This is a genomic window from Xanthomonas melonis (assembly GCF_020783655.1).
Taxonomy (GTDB): Bacteria; Pseudomonadota; Gammaproteobacteria; order Xanthomonadales; family Xanthomonadaceae; genus Xanthomonas; species Xanthomonas melonis.
In genome coordinates, this window is the sequence record NZ_JAJGQH010000004.1 from 249,574 (window position 1) to 268,924 (window position 19,351).

The window sequence follows — 19,351 nt, forward strand, 5'->3', positions numbered from 1 at the left end:
TCCACGCCTTCTTCATGCCGGCGCGATGGCGCACGGTGCCGATGGGCCCCTGGCGAGGACTTGCCGGTAGCGGGCCTGATCAGTTGCGCCGGCACCATGGCTTTGCGCACTGGTCGCTGGATGAATCGTTGTTATAGTCCGCCGCACCACAATCGTGTTTGGGGAGACAGATGAGCGAATTCGATACACATGCCGCACCGCCGCCGCCGCCGATCGGCAGCAGCGCACCGCCCGCCGAGCGTACGCTGGCGCTGGTCGCTCACCTGCTGGGCACGCTTACCTACTTCATCGGAGCCTTGGTGGTCTGGTTGATCAGCAAGGACGCCAGTCCTTCCAAGCCCTTCGCCACCGATCAGGCCAAGGAAGCGTTGAACTTCCAGATCACGGTGACACTGGCCATGATCGTGGCGGTGGTCCTGGCCACGGTGACCTTCGGTGCGTTGTTCTTTCTGCCCACGCTCGTATGGATCGCCAGCGTGGTGTTCTGCATCGTGGCTGCGGTCAAGGCCAACAATGGCGAGCATTACCGTTACCCGTTCACGCTGCGCCTGATCAAGTAATCGGCGCGGTGCCAACGACAAAGGCCCGGCAGCGATGCCGGGCCTTTGTCGTTTCAGGCGATGCCGTGATCAGTTCTGTGCCGGGGTGTTCTCGGCGAAGTACTCGTGGCTGTCGGCGTTGGTGATGGCCTGGGCCGGGTTGGTGCGGGCCAGGTTGCGTGCGCCCGCCTGCCCGTAGACCCGATCCTGGGTCCCGGCCACCACGGTGAAGTGGCTCATCTCGTGCACCAGGGTCCCGGCCTTGGAGTCGGTACCGGTTGTCGCCGCACTCCAGAACGCGTTGCAGACGTAGATTTCGTACGGTGCATTGGCGTAGACGTAGGCGAACGCGCTGTCGTTGCAATCGCAGTTGATGGTGATCTGGCCGTTGTTCTGGTCCAGCGCGTTGTCGATGTTGACGAAGTTCGAGCTGACCCTGCTATAGCGCGCCGCATTGTAGGCGCCGAACCAGGTGGTGTAGCGCGCGCCGGTGCTGCCGCCGTTGAGGTAGGTGCGCGCGTTCTGCGAGTAGTTGCGGGCCGCAGTGACGGCGCTGGCGGCCTGGTTGGTGCGGGTGGTGCTGCAGTTGAGGTAGTTGATGCCGTTGACCACGGCAGTCGGGCCGATGGCCATCTGACGCTGTACGCCGCGGTTGACGCCATCCAGCCAGACGGTGAGCGGGGTGCTGGTCGCCACGGCCGGTTGGCCATTGGCGGCCTTCATCAGGCTGCCGTCGGACAGCGAGGCGTACTGCAGCGACGAGCGCACCTGGATGGTGTAGTTGCCGCTGGTGGACAGATCGTAGGCGCTGGCGAGATCCACCTCTGCCTTGATGCTCTGGCCAGGCTGCAGAATGGTGAAATCTGCGGCCTTGGGCAGACCCCGCTTGACCAGGCGCCCGGTGAAGTTCACGGGAGCGCCCTCACGACTGACCTCCAGAATGCCGTTATCGAGCGACTTCAACGGCAATTGATAGGTCGGCACGCGGGCGACCTGGCTGCCGTTGTTGGTGACGGTGACGGCGATCCTGCCCTGATGCCGCCCGGCCTGGTCGGCCACCGGTGCCAGTTCGATGGTCAACGGAACCGGTCCGCGCAGGGACTGAGCCTGCGCCGAACCGAGTACGCCGACGACAGCCAGCGTACCTGCTGCAAACGATGCGAGAAAAACGTTCTTCACCAGTGACTCTCCTTGGTCGGGGGATGCCCGCGAATGCGGGCGAACCAAACCTAGGCAGAGCGAGCAGACGCGACAAGTCTTTCGATTACCGATACTTCAGTAGTTAATAGAGCCGGTTGCGGGTCGGCGTGCTACTGACGTTGATTATTCAGCAATAAAGCGTGCGCCAGATCATGCATGGCATCGGCGCGCGTGGCATCGCGTGACACAAAGCGCGGCCGTGAAAGTTACGTTTTGTGACAAGCGGCGCGGGTTGCGCGCGTTCTCAGGAGCCGCGCACCGTGCGCTGGCGCACGGAGTGCGCGAACGCGCAGTGAGGCAAGCCACGATGGTCATTGCAGGTGCGCGCGCCGAATGGCGAATGTCGGCCAAGTGGGCATTGCAGTGCGTGCCAGACGCGCCTTGGCGCGTGGTACGCGCGGTCCACTAGTGCGCGCGGTCCACCGCGAACCGGCCCAGCGTCGCCAACGTGTCGGCCCGCTGGCCGTAGGGCTGCAGGACGTCGTGCATGCGCGCGGCCAACTCGGCCAGCTTGGCCTTGGCGCCTTCCATGCCGAGCAGGGCGGGGTAGGTGGATTTGGCCTGCGCGCGGTCCTTGCCTGCGGTCTTGCCCAATTGCGCCGAGTTCGATTCCACATCCAGGATGTCGTCGCGGACCTGGAACGCCAGGCCCAAGGCATCGGCGAAGTCGTCCAGGCGTTGCAGATCCGCTGGCGCGGCAGCGCCGGCCAGTGCGCCCATGCGGACGGCGGCGCGGATCAATGCGCCGGTCTTGAGCGCATGCATGCGCTGCAGGTCGTGCAGCGATTGCAACTGGCCGGTGGCGTCGATGTCCAGCGCCTGGCCGCCGCACATGCCGCCAGCGCCTGCGGCAATGGCCAGACTGTTCAACCAGGCCACGCGCAGGTCGGCGCTCGCCTGCGAGTCGGCCAACAGCTCGAAGGCACGGGTCTGCAGCGCATCGCCGGCCAGGATGGCGGTGGCTTCGTCGAAGGCGATGTGTACGGTGGGCCGGCCACGTCGCAGGGCATCGTCGTCCATCGCCGGCAGGTCGTCGTGCACCAGCGAATAGGCGTGGATCAGCTCCACCGCCACCGCCGGAAGATCGAGCAGGTCGTCGGCGGCGCCGAACAGCGCGCCGCTGGCGTACACCAGCAGCGGCCGCATGCGCTTGCCACCGCCCAGTACGGCATGCCGCATCGCTGCGTGCAGGCGTTGCGGCGCCAGCGCGGCATCCGGCAGGCATGCGTCGAGGCCGCGCTCGGTGCGAGCGATCCAGTGGTCGAACAGGGCCGAACCCACCTCAGCCGGCATCCGGCATGGGCGGTTCGAAGGCTTCGGCGAGTTCGGGGCGCGCCGGGTCGGTCAACAGACGCACCCGCAGTTCGGCCTGTTCCAGCGCCTGCTGGCAATCGCGGTACAGGCCGATGCCACGTTCGTAGGCGCTGAGCGACTGCTCCAGACTCAGGTCGCCGACTTCCATCTTCTGCACCAGTTGCTCGAGTTCTTCCAGCGACTGTTCGAAGCGGGCAACCGGAGAGGTTTCGTTCAAGGACTTCTTGGCCATCGTGGAAGTGTGCGGGGCGCGGGCAGGCCGGTCAATTCGCCTGGTCGCTCGCCCGCCATCGCAGGCTGGCGCGATGGGTCTGCAGCCAGTCGTGCAAGGAGGCCGAAACGATGCGGTCGCCGGCGGCCATCACCTGCCTGTCGGCCCACAGGACCGGCAGGCGATCGCGCTTCCAGGGGGGCAGGTCCAGATCCTGCAGCAGGTGCTTGAGCCGATGCGAATGGCCGCGCCGTGGTAGCACGATGCGTTCGCCGCCCTGGCGGGCACGCACCTGCATCGGGCGGACGAAACCCAAGCCCGGCGAGCCATGCAACTGCAGCTGCGCGCCATCGGGCAGCTGCAAGGGATGCACGCCATCCCACTGCGCAGTCCATTGCGGCGGCCAGGCGGGTGCGGGGCGGTGCAGATACAGGGATTGCCTCCAGCGCCGCACTTCGACCTGTTGCCAGGCGAAGCAGGCCTCGCGATCCGGCGCATGCAGATCGATTTCCCGCTCCAGCGCAGCCACGCCGTGCGCGGGGAGCGCCGGCGCGCCGGTCGCGCCGACCCAGGCGCGCAACAGCCGCGGCTGCCGTGCGACCGGCTGCGCACGCAGCAGCCGCAGATCCAGCGCGCCGTCCGCTGCGCACAGGCTGGGCAGCAGCGCCAGTTCGTCGTGCAGCAACACCTCTGCGGCCTCTGCGCTCAAGTGTGCGCTGCGCGCCAGCGCCGCGGATGCCTGTGGCCAGCGTTGCGACAGCAGCGGCAGGACGTGGTGGCGCAGAAAGTTGCGGTCGTGGCGCGCGTCGGCGTTGCTGGGATCCTCGATCCACTGCAGACCATGGGCGTGCGCGTACGCCAGGAGCTCGGCACGCGCCCGGCTCAGCAGCGGGCGCCACAAGGTGCCGTGCGCGAAGGGACGCTGGCCGCGCATGGCGGCCAGCCCGTCCGGCCCGGAGGCACGCAGTGCGCGCAGCAGGAAGGTCTCGGCCTGGTCGTCGCGATGCTGCGCCAGCGCCAGCCATTCGCCAGCGGCAAGTGCGCCCGCGAACGCAGTGTGGCGCGCTTCGCGTGCTGCCGCCTCCAGTCCAAGGCCGCTATCGCGTGCGACCTGTACCTGCACGATCCGCAACGGCACCTGCAAGGCATCGCATGTGCATTGGCAGTGCGCGGCCCACGCATCGGCGTCGGCATGCAGGCCGTGATGCACGTGCAGCGCACGCAGTCCGGCGTGGCGGTAGCCCGGTATCGCCGCCATCAGGTGCAGCAGCACGCTCGAGTCCATTCCGCCGCTGTAAGCGATCAGCACCGGACCAGGCGGGGGGGAGGGCAGCAGGAGCGGCGTATCGATCGGCACGGCTGCGGCCCATCAGCGTCCGGCCGCAGCCTCGAAACTGGCCGGCCTGGGCAGTTCCACCGGCACGCCAGCACGGTCGCAGGTACCGGCCTTGCACAGGCGCGCGCGCAGCCGCGGGGTGGCCTGCACGATGACGTGGTAGATCACGTTCTCTTCCAGTGTGCCGCGGAAGGCCGCGCTGCCCGGGCCGGTGGCCCAGATGCCGACGTCTTCCCCGCCGTGGCTTTCGGACTTGGTCGACACCAGCGACTCCTGCATGTAGTTGGGCGACTCGGTGTCCACGTGGGTCAGGTCGGGGCGGCCGGTGGCGGGCTCGCTGCTGCCGGGGTCGTGCGGGAAGGTCTTCGGGCCGGCCGGCTGTGCGTCGCTGGCGCCGGTATAGCCAGGGCCGTTGGCGTAGCTCAGGGTGGTGTAGGGGCGGCCGGCCATGTCGGTGGCCAGTTGGCTGCGGTCGCCTTCCTCGCCACCGCCACCGCGAACCTTGCCCAGGATGGGATTGCCGCGTACCGGGTAGCCGACGAAGTTGAGCGTGTGCGAGTGGTCGGCGGTGACGACGATCAGGGTGTCCGGCGGCGCGGTCTGCACCGCGGCGCGCACCGCGTCGGACAACGAAACGGTTTCGTCGAGCGCGCGATAGGCGTTGCCGGCATGGTTGGCGTGATCGATACGGCCGCCTTCGACCATCAGCACGAAGCCGTTGGGATCGCGCGACAGCGATCGGATCGCGGTGCGGGTCATCTCGGTCAGGCTGGGCTCGCCCTGTGGGCTGCGGTTGCGGTCGTGATCGAACTGCATGTGATCGGGCTCGAACAGCCCCAGCAAGGCAGGCGCGTCGGTTGCCGCCTGCAGCTGCTGGCGGTTCCAGACATAGGCGCCCTGCGGGTGCGCGCGTTTCCATTCGCCCACCAGGTCGCGCCCGTCCAGGCGCCGGCCGGCCTTGCCGGCGTATTCGGGGTCGCGGTCCTGCACGGTCTGGAACTGGCTGCGGCCGCCGCCCAGCACCACCTGCGGCCCACGCCCGTAGCGGGCGCTGGTCAGCAGTTGCTGGGCGATGTCCTGGCAGCCGGCTGCGCGCGCAGCTGCCGGCAGGTCGGTGTCGTTCTCCCAGTTGCGATCCGGCGAGTGCGCATAGGTGGCCGCCGGGGTGGCATGCGTGAGCCGCGCGGTGGTGACGATGCCGGTGGCCATGCCGGCGCTGTCGGCCAGCTGCAGCCAGCTCAGCAAGCCCTTGCCCAGGCTGTCGGCACAGTCGTTGCGCGGACCGCTGCTGACCCCGATCGCGCCCATGTGCGACTTCACTCCGGTAGTGATCGCGGTCATGGTGCCGGCCGAATCGGGTGTCTGCGAATCGGTGTTGTAGGTCTTGCTGAAGGCGGTGGCCGGGAACTGTTCCCATGACAACAGGTTTTCTTCGCCGGGGCCGCCCTTGCGCTGGCCATCGAGAATGCGTGCGGCCGCCACCGTGGTCAGGCTCATGCCGTCGCCAAGGAACAGGATGACGTTGCGTGCCTTGCCGGACATCGCGCCGTTGCCGGCGGCGCGCGCTGCGCCGGAGCGATACCACCACTGCGGGGTTTCGCCAGCCGGATGGGTCACCGACGGCACCTCCACCTTGACCGAGGCCGGTGCAGGGACGGTGGTGCCGGCAGTGGAGGCGCAGGCGGCGATGCACAGCGTGGTCAGGGCGGCGAGGGCAGGCAGGCGGTAACGCATCGGTCTCGAACTCGTGGCTGAATCGACGCCCATTATGCCGGCCCGCGTCCGTCGCACCGATGGCACGCCGCTGTTCCAGTCGTGGCCTCGCGGGCAACGCAGCCCTGCGATATGGTGCATGCACTCTCCCCCCGGATGATTCGACGACATGAGACTGGTTGCGGCCTGGTTGCGCATTCCGTTCTGGCAGCGCGTGGTGGCCGGCTTCGTCCTGGGCGCGCTGGCCGGCTGGGCCATGGGGCCGGCCGCCGAAGTCTGGTTCGGTCCCCTGGGCGATCTGTACGTCACCCTGATCAAGATGATCGCCATTCCGTTGGTGTTCTTTGCGGTGATCAATGCGATCTCCTCGCTGCACGGGCAGAAGTCGGTGGCCGCACTGGGCGGGCGCACCTTCCTGTGGTTCGTGATCACGGCGGCCCTGGCCGTCGGGGTGGGGTTGGCCGTGGGGACTTTGCTGCAGCCGGGCGCCGGCCATTTCAACCTGAGCGTGGACTCGGGCTGGACACCGCGCGATGTGCCCAGCCCGATCAAGGTGCTGCTGGACGTGGTGCCTTCCAACCCGTTCTATGCGCTGACCGGCATCGGCACCAGGACCAATGCCGCCGGCGAAACCGTGCTGGCGGCCGGGCGCGGGTCGATCCTGCCGGTGATCTTCTTCGCCGCGCTGCTTGGCTTTGCGATGGTCAAGCTCGGCGAGCGGGTGGCCGAGGCGCGCAAGCTCACCGCGCAGATGAGCGACATCATGATCCAGGTCACCCGCTTCGTGCTGGAGATGACCCCGCTGGGAACCTTCGGTCTGATCGCAGGCCTGGTCGGCAGCTATGGCTTCACCAAGTTGCTACCCTTCGGCAATTTCGTGCTCGCGCTGTATCTGGCCTGTGCCATCCACATCGTGGTGGTCTACAGCGCCCTGTTGCTGCTGCACGGCTTGAATCCGTGGAAGTTCTTCCGCGGCGCCGCGCCGGGCATGCAGGTAGCCTTCGTCAGTTCGTCGAGTTTTGCCGCCATGCCGGTGGCGCTGCGTTCGATCACCCATAATCTGGGCGTGAGCAAGGATTACGCGGCGTTCGCGGTGCCGCTGGGCGCCAGCATCAAGATGGATGGGTGCGGCGCGATCTTCCCGGCGCTGTGCGCAGTGTTCATCGCGCAATACACCGGGGTGCCGTTGACCGCCAATCAATACTTCGTGGTGCTGATCGCCTCGGTGCTGGGCAGCTTCGGCACGGCCGGGGTGCCGGGTACCGCGGTGATCATGGCGACGGTGGTGCTGAGCGCGGCCAATCTTCCGCTGGAGGTGATCGGTTACCTGTATGCCATCGACCGCATCCTGGACATGATGCGCACCATGACCAATGTGACCGGGCAGATGCTGGTGCCGGTGCTGGTGGCCAAGGAAACCGGCCTGCTCGACACCTCCGTCTATGCGACGGCATCCACGAATGTCGGGCTGGAAGATCCGCTGACCGACGGCTCCAAGCCGCTGCGCTGAGCGCCGCCGATGGCAGCCGGATTCCCGTTCCTGCGCGAGTGCCTGGCACAGCTGCCCGCGCTGGACGTCATCGACGGCGTGTTCGTGCAGCGTGGGCTGGCACGCGATCCGTTCGAGCAGCGCTATCTGGAAGTGCGGCGCAAGGAAGGCCGGCTCTACACGGATGCCCAGGTGCGTCGTCTGCCGCATCCCGGCGGCAGCCTGGGAGCCAGCCTGGAATGGCGGGTGCGCGCGCTGTCCAGCGCGATGCTGGTGCAGCACCTGCGTGCCCGAGGAGGCGAGGGCGCCATCCTGGAGCTGGGCTGCGGCAATGGCTGGCTCTCGCAACTGCTGGCGCAGTCGCTGCATCGCGACGTCTGCGGCATCGACGTCAACCGCACCGAACTCACCCAGGCCGCGCGCGTGTTCGGCCACGAGCAGCGCCTGAGTTTCGTCGCCGCCGACATCCAGACCCTGGTCCTGCCGCGCGCGGTCTTCGACGTCGTCGTGCTGCCAGCGTGCATCCAGTATTTCGCCGATCCGGCCGCCCTGGTCGCCCGCCTGCTGGCGCAGCTGCGCGACGGCGGCGAACTGCACATCATCGACAGCCCACTGTATGCAGATCGGCAGCGCGCCGAGGCGAGCGCTGCCCGCAGCCTGCGTTACTTCACCGACCTGGGGGTGCCGGACCTGGCCGGGCAGTACCACCAGCACACCTACGCCATGTTCGAGCGCTTTGCGGTGCGGTGGCTGTTCGATCCACGCCGCCCGGGCGCCCGGCTGCGTCGGTTGTTCAAGTTACGGCAGCCGCACTTCCCCTGGTTGTGCATCCGCAAGCAGGACAATCTGCAGGTGATCGCGCGCTGAGATACGCCTGCCGTGCTTCCCGACGGAAGAAGGGCAGGGTCGCGATGCGATGGTTCGCCAGGCGCGTGCCGAGGCCGTGATCGGTCGAACGGCGCAGATCGCGGCAGAGCGTTCCAGCGGTGCGCATGGGCCAGCCTGCAGGCGTATGACACACTGCGGACGCATCCATCGACGAGGGCGGGCAGTGATTGGTCAACAGCGCGATCTGACATTCCGGTTTCTGGCCGAGCCCAGCGACGTCAACTTCGGCGGCAAGGTGCACGGCGGGGTGGTGATGAAATGGATCGATCAGGTCGGGTTTGCCGCGGCCAGCGGCTGGAGCGGGCACTATTGCGTGACGGTGGCGGTGGGCGGCATCCGCTTCGTTGCGCCGGTACGGATCGGCGATCTGGTCGCGGTGTCGGCCAAACTGGTCTACACCGGGCGCAGCAGCATGCATTTCGCTATCGATGTGCGTGCGCGCAGCCCGATGGGCGGCGACTCGCGCCTGTGCACGCATTGCATCATCGTGTTCGTGGCGATGGATCCCGACGGCGTCACCCCGGTGGAAGTGCCGTCCTGGCGGCCGGACACGCCGGAAGACCAACGCCTGGCCGAATACGCGCTCAAGGTGATGGAGCTGAGCAAGGGCATCGAGGACACCATGGCGCACTACCAGGCCGACGCTCTGCGCTAACCGCGGTCGTCTCTGCCACAGCTGCCGATGGCGTGGATGCGGCGGAAACGCCTGCCGCAGGGCAGCCGGATGACAGCGCCGGCCGGATATCGGGACAGGAAAAAGGCCGCGGGGTCGCCGCGGCCTTCGTCATCGACAGGATGCAGCGGGTTCTTACAGCACCCGGCGTGCCTGGATGAACTTCTCGCTCCAGTAGCCGGTGGCGAGCGAGTCCACGCGCACGTCCTTGCCGCGGCTGGGCGCGTGCAGGAACTTGCCTTCGCCGACCACTAGGCCCACGTGATCGATACGGCCACGCTTGCCGAAGAACACCAGATCGCCGGCCTTCAGGGCATTGGGGTCCTTGATCAGTTCGGCCGACTCGTCGCGGGCGATGTCGCGCGAGACGCGCGGCAGGTCGATCCCCAGAGCGGTCTTGAAGACATAACCCACCAGGCCGCTGCAGTCGAAGCCCTCGGTGGACTCGCCGCCCCATACGTACGGGGTGCCGAGCAGGGCCATGGCGCGCTGCAGGATGACCTGCACGCGGCTGTCGGCCACCGCGTTCTGCGCGGCATTGGCCGCGCTCTGCGACACGTCGTAATTGGCGAGCAGGCGGCTGAGGTCACCGGCGAACATCGCCGAGCGGTCCATCAGCGGAATGGCGTCGTTGGCGGCCAGATGCGGCAGCAGGGCGGCCAGGGTAGCGGTGGCGGCGGCATCGGCCCGGCTGCGGGTGGCGGCCTTCTCGGCGGCGGCCGCGCTGTCGGGCGTCTGCTGCTGCGGAGCGGGCGGGACGCTGTTGGCGGTCTGCGCCACAGCGGGCAATGCAGCAATCCAGAGCACGGTAGCGCAAAGCAGGCGAAGCGGTTTCCGGAGCGGAAGCGGGGCGGCGCCAGGGTTGATCTGTTCGTCGTTCGTCACGCGGGAATCACAGTTCTGCTGTCGATACGGGATGATGCCCTGGTGAAAGGATCGTTACGTTCAAAAAAAGTTAACTTTCCGTTTTATTACTTGTGACTTGCATCACACTTCAGTGCAAAACCCGCTTGGAACCTGAATAATGGTCACGCCAGTAGGCCCCGTCCAGAAAATCCAGGCGGACTGTACCGCCGCTGGTCGGCGCGTGCACGAAGCGGCCTTCACCGACATAGATTCCGACATGGGTCACGCTTCCTCCGGCCCCGAAAAACACCAGATCGCCGGTCGCCAGCTTTTCCGGCGAAATCTTCGGTCCCTGCACCGCTGCCAGTTCACGTGACGTCCGCGGCAGCGCCAACGCCAGCACATCCTTGTAGACATAGGTGACCAGGCCGCTGCAGTCGAAGCCGGTCTCCGGGGTATTGCCGCCGTACCGATAGGGCGTCCCTACCAGGCCGAGGGCGCGCATGAGGATGTTGTTGGCGGCCGCCGGATCTGCCGGCGGTACCTGCGGCCAGACGCGCGCCGTCGGCGGCGGTGCCGCGCGGCGGACCGGAGCCTGCGACGAACAGCCGCCCAGCAGGAGCAGGCCCAGCAGCAGGCAGGCCGCGCTGCGGTGCGTGCGTGCGGCGAAAACTGGCGTGATATGCATGGAGCCGGGATAATGGGCGGTTCGGAAGGTCGCCATGATGGCGGCGCACCCGGCGGCCGACAAGCCGTCTTCACCCCTCTGCCACCGGGCAGCCTCATTCAGAGCCACGCATGAAGATCGAAAAAGACAGCGTCGTCCGCTTCCACTACACCGTTTCGGAGATTGGCCAGGAGCCGATCGAGAGTTCCAAGGAGCGCGATCCCTTGGCCATCCTGATCGGCCACGGCAACATCATTCCCGGCCTGGAAGCGGCCATGATGGACAAGGAAGCCGGCGAAAGCTTCGGCGTCGACGTCAAGGCCACCGAGGCCTATGGCGAATACCGCGAAGGCCTGAGTCAGCGCGTGCCCAAGAAGCACTTCGGTGCCACCAAGCTGGTGCCGGGCACGCAGGTGGTGCTGCAGACCAACTTCGGCCCGCGTGCGGTCACCGTGCAGAAGGTCGGCATGAGCGTGGTCGATGTCGACCTCAATCATCCGATGGCCGGTAAGGACCTGCATTTCGATGTGGAGATCGTCGAGGTGCGCGAAGCCACTCAGGAAGAGCGCGATCACGGCCACGTCCACGGCGATGGCGGTCATCACCACTAAAACAGTTCGCAAAACGCCTGTGCAGCCATCAGGTGGGCGCGGCCGCTGCCCGGAATCGGCATGTACCCCTCGTACACGCCGCTTACTCCGTGCCGTCCACACCCGCCTGACGACTGCGCGCAACGTTTTGTTGGCTGCTTCAAGCGCCGCGGAGGGCAGGCTCGCGCAGCCACGCCCGGTGGACGGCAGTTGCCCAGGTTCGGCCTGCACCATAGCAGCACTCCGGTGTCTGGGCCTGGCCTGTGTCGAGACGTTCGCTGCGCAACGCCTTTCGACCACAGCCGGTAACGTCCGTGCCTGCGACGGCCCGCCATTCGGCGGGCCGTTTGCATTGTGTGCGGCGCCGCGTTGCGCCAGGATCTCCGAACTGCAATGACACGACGCGATCTGTTGCCCATTGCCGCCAACGAGCGCATCGTCGTGCTGGATGTGCTGCGCGGGTTTGCGTTGCTCGGCATCCTGCTGATGAATATCGAAGCCTTCGTCGGCCCGCTCGACCTGGCCATCAGCGGCGTGGAGCCGCACTGGCGCGGCGCCGACCGCATCGCCGATGCGCTGGTGTACATCTTCGTGCAGGGCAAGTTCTATACGTTGTTCGCATTGTTGTTCGGCATGGGCTTTGCGGTGATGGCGCAGCGCGCCGAGCAAGGCGGGCGTGGTTTCTATGGGATGTATCTGCGCCGAACCGCGGGCTTGCTGGCGATCGGGCTGGCGCATGCGCTGTTGTTGTGGTCCGGCGACATCCTGGTGACCTACGCCTTGCTGGCGGTCGTGCTGCTGGGAACGCGCAGCGTACCCACGCTGGCCTTGCCCTGGCTGGCAGCGCTGGTCTACGCCTGCGCCCCTGCGCTGGTGGTGTTGTCCGGCCTGGTCGGTGTGCTGGTGCAGGCCGATCCGGCGGCGGCGGGGGAGTGGAAGGCGGCCATGGCCGAGGTGGCGCAGCAGACTGCGGCCAACGTGCAGGCGCAACGCGCCGCATTCGGCAACGGCAGCTATCTGCAGGCCACCGCACAGCGCTGGCACGATCTGCGCCAGGCACTGAGCGGGCTCAGCGTCAACGGCCCGACCATGCTCGGCATGTTCCTGCTGGGTGGCTGGTTCGTGCGCAGCGGTGCGATCGCCGCGCCCGAACGTTTTCCGCGCCTGTTCCGCGCATTGCGCTACGGCGCCTTGCCGCTGGGCCTGGGCGTGATGCTGGTGAGCTATGCACTGGCGCCGTGGATGGATCCGGCGGACCTGAGCATGCGCGTCTGCGCAGCCTTCGCGCTGATGCTGATTGCGGGGCCGTTGATGAGTCTGGGCTACGCAGCGTGGGTGGTACGTTTCGCATCGCGTCTGGCCTGGCTTGCACCTGCCGGACGCATGGCCCTGAGCAACTACCTGCTGCAGTCGCTGCTGTGCACGTGGATGTTCTACGGCTACGGGCTGGGCTGGTTCGAACGATTGCCGCGCGTGTGGCAGTTGCCGTTCGCGGCAGGGCTGTTCGCACTGCAGGTGGTGGTGAGCCAGTGGTGGCTGCGCGGGTTCCGCTTCGGGCCCGTGGAGTGGCTGTGGCGCAGTGCGACCTATCTGCGGGTGCCGCCGATGTGGCGCGGCCGCTAGGGCCAATGGTCGGCGGGCGCGAGGATGTCGTGGTGATCGGTGCCGGTGCAATCGGGCTGGCCACGGCGCTGGCGTTGGTGGAGGCAGGTAGACAGGTGCGTGTGCTCGACGCCGGCGCGTTGGGCGCCGCCACCTCGCATGGCAACTGCGGCACCATCACGCCCAGCCATGCTCCGCCGTTGGCGGCGCCGGGCATGATTACGCAGGCGCTGAAATGGATGCTGACGCCGGATGCGCCGCTGTACATTCCCCCGCGTCTGGACCCGGCGTTGTGGCGTTGGCTGCTGCGCTTCGCGCGGCGTTGCAATGCGCGCGATTGGCAATCCAGTGCGCAGGCGCGTGCAGCCCTGCTGCACGACGCGCGCCAGCGTCTGGACGACTGGGTCACCCGTTACGCGCTGGAGTGCGAATTCCGTAGCGATGGGCTGGACTATGTATTCGGCGATGCGCGCCGCTTCGCGACGTACCGCGATCAATGCGCGCGGCTGGCACAGTGGGGGATCCAGGCGCAGGTGATCGAAGGTGGCGATTACACGCGCCAGGATCCGGCCTTCCGGGCGGGTGTTGCCGGTGCGATCCATTTTCCCGGCGACGCGCATCTGCGGCCGGAACGCTACACCGCCGAACTGGCCAGGGTACTGCGCGCGCAAGGTGGGCAGATCGATGAACACTGTCGCGTGGAAGCGGTGGTTGCCGAGACTGCGGCCGTGTGCGTGCGGACCGCGCACGGGGCGCTGCACGCGCGCGAGTTGGTGATCGCCACCGGGCCATGGTCGCCGTTGCTGACGGCCCAGCTCGGCCTGCGTCTGCCGGTGCAGGCCGGCAAGGGCTATTCGATCACTTACAGCGCACCCGCCCTGATGCCGCGTCGCCCGGTGGTGTTGAAGGATCGCTGGGTGTTCGTGGTGCCGTGGCGCGATCGCTTGCGGATCGGCAGCACCATGGAGTTCTCCGGCCACGATACGCGGCTCAATCCCACCCGCCTGGCGGCGCTGGAGCGTGCGGCGGCGGAGTATCTGCATGCACCGCGTGGGCCCGCGGTACTCGAGCGTTGGTATGGGTGGCGGCCGATGATCTGGGACGATGTGCCGGTGCTGGGCAGCGTGCCGGGTCATCCTCACGTCTGGCTCGCAGCCGGACATGGCATGCTCGGAATCAGCATGAGTACCGCAAGTGGACAATTGATGGCCGATTTGATCACCGGGCGCGCACCGGCGCTGGACCCGCGCCCCTACCGCGCGGAGCGCTTTGCATGAGTGCGCGTCATGACTACGACGTGCTGATTCTGGGCGGCGGCTCGGGCGGCCTGGCAGCAGGTTTTCGTGCAGCCAGGCATGGCGCGCGCGTGGCGATCATGGAGCCCGGCGAGCTGGGCGGGACCTGCGTCAATCTCGGTTGCGTGCCGAAAAAAGCCATGTGGCTGGCCGCCGACCTGGCCGGCAAGATCGAGCTGGCGGGCGCGCTCGGCTTCGACGTGCCGCGGCCGATTCTGGCCTGGCAGGAACTGGTCACGCATCGGCAGGGCTATATCGCCAACATCCACGCCAGCTATCGGCGGCGTCTCAACGACGACGGCGTGGTGCTGATTCCGCGGCGCGGCGTGTTGCGGGACAGGCATACGGTCATGGGCGACGACGGCATTCCGGTCAGCGCCGAACATATCGTGATCGCCACCGGCGCACACCCGCTGCGCCCGGAGATGAAGGGCGCCGAGCTCGGTGAGGTCTCGGACGACTTCTTCAACCTCTGCCATGCGCCGGCACAGGTGGCCATCATCGGGGGCGGCTATATCGCGGTGGAAATCGCCGGCCTGCTGCAGGCGCTCGGCAGCCGTGTGCACTTGTTCGTGCAGGGCGAGCGCTTGCTGGAGCGGTTCGATGCCGAGCTCACGCTGCAGTTGGCCGACAATCTGCGCCATCTCGGCGTGCGCCTGCATTTCGGTTTCAGCACCACCGGTCTGGAGCGCGATGCGCAGGGCGGTCTGCGCGTGCATGGCCATCCGGCACACCCTCGCGAGCAGGGCAACGACGTGTTCGACAAGGTGTTCTTCGCCATCGGCCGCCGTGCCAATACCGCCGGCCTGGGGCTGGATGCCGTTGGCGTGGCGCTTGGCGACAAGGGCGAGGTGCGGGTGGACGAGAGCCAGACCACCAGCGTGTCCAACATCCACGCGATCGGCGATGTCGCCGGAAAGGTCGGGCTGACGCCGGTGGCGATCGCCGCCGGACGCCTGCTGATGGACCGGCTGTTCGGCAACCAGCCCGACGCGCGCATGGACTACGAGGGCGTGCCGAGCGTGGTGTTCTCGCATCCGCCGCTGGGGCATGTCGGTCTGACCGAGGAACAGGCGCGTGCGCGCCACCCCGGGGCGGTGCGGGTATACCGCAGCAATTTCCGCCCGATGTTGCACGCCCTGGCCGATGCGCCGCAGCGCAGTCTGTTCAAGCTGGTCTGCGTGGGCGAAGAGGAGCGGGTGGTCGGCGTGCATCTGCTGGGCGAGAGCGCCGACGAAATGCTGCAAGGCTTCGCCGTGGCGGTGAAGATGGGGGCGACCAAACGCGACTTCGATCAGACGGTGGCGATTCACCCCACCTCGTCCGAAGAGATCGTGTTGATGCATTGAGCGGGTGTAGACGGTAGCCGGAATCAAGCCCCTCTCCCTGCGGGGGAGCGGTTGGGGTGAGGGTGGTATCCAAGCGATGGGTCGGTCAACCTTGATCTGATGTTGACCCCCGGACGCCCTCATCGGCCGCTGCATGCCAGGTGATCGTGGCTTGCGTGGCTGCGCCCGTACCCTCACCCCAACCCCTCTCCCGGGGGAGAGGGGCTTGCAGTTTTTCCGTTGCGAGGCTCGTCACTTTCCCTTCGCTTGGAAGGATCCGATACGCGCACCCATGCCCGTCAGCTGGCATGCTTGCGCGATGTCGACACCTCGCCGTTCAAGGCCGCCCCCATCTGCCGGTCCTGCCAGGCGAGTCGCCTCCAAGGGGGAGGCGCTGTCCGGCGAGCGGGCGCGGCTGCGAATTCTCGAGATGATCCACGCGATTCCGACGGGCGAGGTCGCTGGTTACGGGGAAGTTGCTCAGCGCGCCGGCCTGCCGGGCCGTGCGCGGCTGGTGGCGCGCGTGCTCAGCGGCAACGATGATCCGCAGCTGCCATGGCATCGGGTGCTGCGCAGCGATGGGCGCATCGCGTTTGCGCCAGACTCGCCCGGCTACGACGAGCAATGCCGGCGCCTGCGTGCCGAAGGCGTGCAAGTGGTGCAGGGGCGGGTGCGCCGTGCCACCGCCGCGCAGCGGCTGGATGCGGCCGTGTGGGGGCCTTCATGACGCTGCCGCTATCATGGGGCGCATACCGAAGGATGCCGCCATGCCCCAGTTGCCGCCCGTCACCAAAGCGTTGTTGATCGCCAATATCGGCCTGTTCCTGCTGCAATGGGCCGTGGGCGACCTGGGGGGCGGGGCCCTGCCTTCGGACAGCGTGCTGTCGTGGCTGATGCTGTGGCCGCTGTCCAACGGCTTCGACGCGTTCTCGCCCGGCGCCAGCTTCATGCCGTGGCAGTTGCTGACCTACGCGTTTCTGCATGGTGGCTTCAACCACCTGTTCTTCAACATGCTGGCGCTTTTCATGTTCGGCGCACCGCTGGAGCAGACCTGGGGCCAGAAGCGTTTTCTGACCTACTACCTGGTCAGTGTGGCCGGCGCCGGCGTATGCCAACTGCTGATGGCCTGGCTGACCCAGAACGGTGCGCCGGTGGTCGGCGCGTCCGGCGGCGTGTTCGGCCTGTTGCTGGCGTATGGCATGTTGTTCCCGAATCAGCGGGTGATGCTGTTGTTTCCGCCGATCCCGATGAAGGCCCGCACCTTCGTGATCGTGTTCGGAGCGATCGAACTGTTGCTCGGCGCGACTGGGTGGCAGCCGGGCGTTGCGCATTTCGCGCACCTGGGCGGCATGCTGTTCGGTTGGCTGATGATCCGTTACTGGCGCGGCCAGCCGCCGTTCGGGGGTGGCAAGGGCGGTCGCAAGGGGCGCAAGCCGCCGCTGCGTGTGGTGCGTTGAGCCAAACGGCACGGTGCCGCTCCTACGGAATTTCGCAGGCGGTGGACAAAAAAAGAGCGCGGATTCCGCGCTCTTTTTCATTGCCGCCGGCTAGATGATCAGCGCCAGAGCTTGATCTGCTCGGCGTCCACGCGCTGCATCGGCTGGCCGGCCTTGCAGCTGAACGCCGCACCGAATTCCGGCATGTTGGACAGCGGACCATTGGTGCGCCACTGACCCGGCGCGCGGATGTCGGCGCTGGCGCGCTGCACCGCTTCGTTTGGCGACAGCTGCTGTGCCCACAGGCCGGCCCAGGCGGTGAAGAAGGCCTGCTTGTCGGCCTCGGTCGCCGCCGGCTGTGCCTTGCCGAAGGCCTGCCAGGCCAGTTCGACGCCCGCGAGGTCAGCCAGGTTTTCTTCGGCTGTCTGCGCGCCATTGACCTTGACGTTGGGCACGCCCGGGTACGGGTAAGCGGCGTACTGGTTGGCCACCTTGCCGGTCAGCTGGGTCCACAAGGTCTTCTCGGCCGGGGTCCACCAGTTGCGCAGCTCGCCCTTGGCGTCGACCAGCGCGCCCTTTGCGTCGATCGCGCGGGTGAGTTCGTGCGCGACCAGCGCGCCGTAAGCCCCGTACTGTGCCGCCGGCGTGCCGCCGGCGGACAGCACCGGCGCCTGCAGCACGGCTGCGGTGACGATCAGGCGGTTCTGCGCGATGTCGTAGGCCACGGCGGGCTGCTGCGGCAGCACGTCCCAGCGACGGTCGGCGTTGCCCTTGCCGATGCGCTTCATTTCTTCGCGATGGCGCCAGGTCGACGCGATCAGCATGTTGCCGCCGAAGCTGCCGCGGCCCATCGGTTGTACGGTGTAGTCCAGGTCGCGGCGCGGTGCGCCGACTTCGATCTTCATCGCAGCCAGCTTGGCCTTGGCCTCGGCAACCGCCTGGCCGTTGCCCCAGCCGGTGCGCTCCAACGCCGCCAGCTGCGCATCGCGCACCTGATCGGCAATGGTTTCGGCCTGGCGACGCGTGTCGCTGCTCAGGTAGCGGGCCACGTATTCGCGGCCGAGCATCGGGCCGGCGGCCACGTTGATCGCGTCCAGCACCTGCTGCCAGCGCTGCGGCGGCACCGCTTCGCCACGCAGCAGGCGGCCGCGGAACTGGTATTCGGCGTCGTGGAAGCTCTTGGACAGGTACGGCGCCATCGCATCGCCCACGCGCCAGCGCAGGTAGGCCTTCCACTGCTCCGGCTTGATGCTGACGATCATGCTGTCGAGCTGCTTGAACATGGCCGGGTCGGCCATGGACACCAGATCGTCCTTGACGCCCTGCGCTTCCAGGAAGTCGGCCAGGCGCAGGTTCTTGTACTGCTTGGTCAGCTCCTTGGTGGCGATCGGCGCGTAGTTGTTGAACGGGTTGTTGATGCCCTGCACCGATTGCGCGCTACGTGCCAGTGCGGTTTCGATCTGCAGCACCGAGGCGGCGTCGGCGTCGAGCTTGTCGGCGGCGGTGCCGGTCAGCGCCAGGATCTGCTTGACGTAGGCGCGATAGCGGCCCATCAGCGCCTGGGTGTCGGCATCGGTGCGGGTGTAGAACGCCGGGTCGGGCAGGCCCATGCCACCCTGCATGAAGTAACCGATATGGCGGTCCAGCGCCTTCAGGTCCACGTCCGGGCCGAAGTTGAAGCCCACCGGGATGCCGACCTGATGCAGCGCCGCGATCGAGGCGGGCACGTCCTTGGCCTTCTTGATCGCATCGATGCGCGAGAGCAGCGGGGCGATCGGGTTGGAACCGTCCTTTTCGACGGCAGCTTCGTCCAGACCGCTGGCCCAGAAGTCACCGAGCAGCTTCTGCACGTTGCCTTGCGGTGTCTTCATCGACGCGTCCAGCAGCTCGCGCTGCTGCTGCAGGGCGCGCTCGGACAGCTGACCCAGTGCGGTCACGGCGCCGGCCTGCGGCACCGGATTGGCCTTGAGCCAGCCGGCATTGGCGTAATCGTAGAAATTGGTGCAGGCCGCCGAGACCGCGGGAGCCTTGGGCGCCGCGGCCTTCTTCTTGCGAGCGGCGTCGGCGTCGGGGGCGGACAGCAGCGAGATCAGGCTGAAGCCGAGAGCGAGGGCAAGCGGGCGAATGGTGGGCATCGAGAAGAAGGTGGCCAGAGTAAAGTCGGCGGAGTTTAGCAAGGCCGGGGGCCGCAAAGGCGGGCGAGCCCTCCGTCCGTGCCCGATGC

At 67.3% G+C, this 19,351-nt stretch carries 18 protein-coding genes and 1 other RNA gene; 11 read left to right on the forward strand and 8 right to left on the reverse strand.

Features of this window, described 5'->3' with window-relative positions; all coding sequences use genetic code 11:
• The first annotated feature begins 170 nt into the window (after window positions 1–170).
• Entirely contained in the window at window positions 171–560 is a 390-nt protein-coding gene (locus LL964_RS06060) for a DUF4870 domain-containing protein (protein WP_104587388.1), read from the forward strand.
• A 69-nt stretch (window positions 561–629) separates the two neighbouring features.
• On the opposite strand, the gene LL964_RS06065 is transcribed toward LL964_RS06060, so the two are convergent.
• The 5 genes from LL964_RS06065 to LL964_RS06085 all read right to left on the reverse strand — a co-directional run bounded on the left by LL964_RS06065 (window position 630) and on the right by LL964_RS06085 (window position 6,367).
• A complete protein-coding gene (locus LL964_RS06065; RefSeq protein ID WP_104587389.1) occupies window positions 630–1,718 on the reverse strand; it encodes a M35 family metalloendopeptidase in 1,089 nt (362 codons plus the stop codon).
• Window positions 1,719–2,144: 426 nt separating this feature from the next.
• The gene (locus LL964_RS06070) at window positions 2,145–3,020 is read right to left on the reverse strand and encodes a polyprenyl synthetase family protein (RefSeq protein WP_104587442.1); all 876 of its coding nucleotides are present in this window, start codon (window positions 3,018–3,020) and stop codon (window positions 2,145–2,147) included.
• 1 nt (window position 3,021) lies between these two features.
• Window positions 3,022–3,285: an exodeoxyribonuclease VII small subunit gene (locus LL964_RS06075; RefSeq protein WP_104587390.1), complete on the reverse strand. Its 264-nt coding sequence runs from the start codon at window positions 3,283–3,285 to the stop codon at window positions 3,022–3,024.
• A gap of 31 nt (window positions 3,286–3,316) precedes the next feature.
• On the reverse strand, window positions 3,317–4,621 hold the full coding sequence (tilS, locus tag LL964_RS06080; RefSeq protein ID WP_104587391.1) for a tRNA lysidine(34) synthetase TilS: 1,305 nt from the start codon (window positions 4,619–4,621) through the stop codon (window positions 3,317–3,319).
• Between the two features lie 12 nt (window positions 4,622–4,633).
• On the reverse strand, window positions 4,634–6,367 hold the full coding sequence (locus LL964_RS06085; protein ID WP_104587392.1) for an alkaline phosphatase family protein: 1,734 nt from the start codon (window positions 6,365–6,367) through the stop codon (window positions 4,634–4,636).
• 115 nt (window positions 6,368–6,482) lie between these two features.
• Here LL964_RS06085 and LL964_RS06090 point away from each other — a divergent pair, with 115 nt between their 5' ends.
• From LL964_RS06090 to LL964_RS06100, 3 genes are all read left to right on the forward strand, one after another.
• On the forward strand, window positions 6,483–7,823 hold the full coding sequence (locus LL964_RS06090) for a dicarboxylate/amino acid:cation symporter (protein ID WP_104587393.1): 1,341 nt from the start codon (window positions 6,483–6,485) through the stop codon (window positions 7,821–7,823).
• A 9-nt stretch (window positions 7,824–7,832) separates the two neighbouring features.
• Window positions 7,833–8,669 carry a class I SAM-dependent methyltransferase gene (locus LL964_RS06095; protein WP_146092366.1) on the forward strand — a complete coding sequence of 279 codons (837 nt, stop codon included), beginning with the start codon at window positions 7,833–7,835 and terminating at the stop codon, window positions 8,667–8,669.
• Window positions 8,670–8,853: 184 nt separating this feature from the next.
• Entirely contained in the window at window positions 8,854–9,345 is a 492-nt protein-coding gene (locus LL964_RS06100) for an acyl-CoA thioesterase (protein WP_104587394.1), read from the forward strand.
• A gap of 153 nt (window positions 9,346–9,498) precedes the next feature.
• Here the strand turns inward: LL964_RS06100 and LL964_RS06105 are convergent, their stop codons facing one another.
• The gene (locus LL964_RS06105; protein WP_104587395.1) at window positions 9,499–10,248 is read right to left on the reverse strand and encodes a C40 family peptidase; all 750 of its coding nucleotides are present in this window, start codon (window positions 10,246–10,248) and stop codon (window positions 9,499–9,501) included.
• Window positions 10,249–10,357: 109 nt separating this feature from the next.
• The gene (locus LL964_RS06110) at window positions 10,358–10,897 is read right to left on the reverse strand and encodes a C40 family peptidase (RefSeq protein ID WP_167395323.1); all 540 of its coding nucleotides are present in this window, start codon (window positions 10,895–10,897) and stop codon (window positions 10,358–10,360) included.
• Window positions 10,898–11,007: 110 nt separating this feature from the next.
• Here LL964_RS06110 and LL964_RS06115 point away from each other — a divergent pair, with 110 nt between their 5' ends.
• The 7 genes from LL964_RS06115 to LL964_RS06145 all read left to right on the forward strand — a co-directional run bounded on the left by LL964_RS06115 (window position 11,008) and on the right by LL964_RS06145 (window position 17,148).
• A complete protein-coding gene (locus LL964_RS06115; protein ID WP_104587397.1) occupies window positions 11,008–11,487 on the forward strand; it encodes an FKBP-type peptidyl-prolyl cis-trans isomerase in 480 nt (159 codons plus the stop codon).
• A 60-nt stretch (window positions 11,488–11,547) separates the two neighbouring features.
• A non-coding RNA gene (locus LL964_RS06120) (sX9 sRNA) lies at window positions 11,548–11,623 on the forward strand.
• A 236-nt stretch (window positions 11,624–11,859) separates the two neighbouring features.
• Complete coding sequence (locus tag LL964_RS06125) at window positions 11,860–13,089, forward strand: DUF418 domain-containing protein (protein WP_104587398.1); 1,230 nt, start codon at window positions 11,860–11,862, stop codon at window positions 13,087–13,089.
• Window positions 13,090–13,094: 5 nt separating this feature from the next.
• The gene (locus LL964_RS06130; protein ID WP_104587399.1) at window positions 13,095–14,345 is read left to right on the forward strand and encodes an NAD(P)/FAD-dependent oxidoreductase; all 1,251 of its coding nucleotides are present in this window, start codon (window positions 13,095–13,097) and stop codon (window positions 14,343–14,345) included.
• Window positions 14,342–15,712: a glutathione-disulfide reductase gene (gorA, locus tag LL964_RS06135; protein WP_104587400.1), complete on the forward strand. Its 1,371-nt coding sequence runs from the start codon at window positions 14,342–14,344 to the stop codon at window positions 15,710–15,712. Before LL964_RS06130 ends, gorA begins: the two co-directional genes overlap by 4 nt.
• 298 nt (window positions 15,713–16,010) lie before the next feature.
• Entirely contained in the window at window positions 16,011–16,418 is a 408-nt protein-coding gene (locus LL964_RS06140; RefSeq protein WP_104587401.1) for an MGMT family protein, read from the forward strand.
• Between the two features lie 40 nt (window positions 16,419–16,458).
• Entirely contained in the window at window positions 16,459–17,148 is a 690-nt protein-coding gene (locus tag LL964_RS06145; RefSeq protein ID WP_104587402.1) for a rhomboid family intramembrane serine protease, read from the forward strand.
• Between the two features lie 98 nt (window positions 17,149–17,246).
• Here LL964_RS06145 and LL964_RS06150 read toward each other — a convergent pair whose 3' ends face one another.
• Complete coding sequence (locus LL964_RS06150; RefSeq protein ID WP_104587403.1) at window positions 17,247–19,262, reverse strand: M13 family metallopeptidase; 2,016 nt, start codon at window positions 19,260–19,262, stop codon at window positions 17,247–17,249.
• Between the last annotated feature and the right edge of the window lie 89 nt (window positions 19,263–19,351).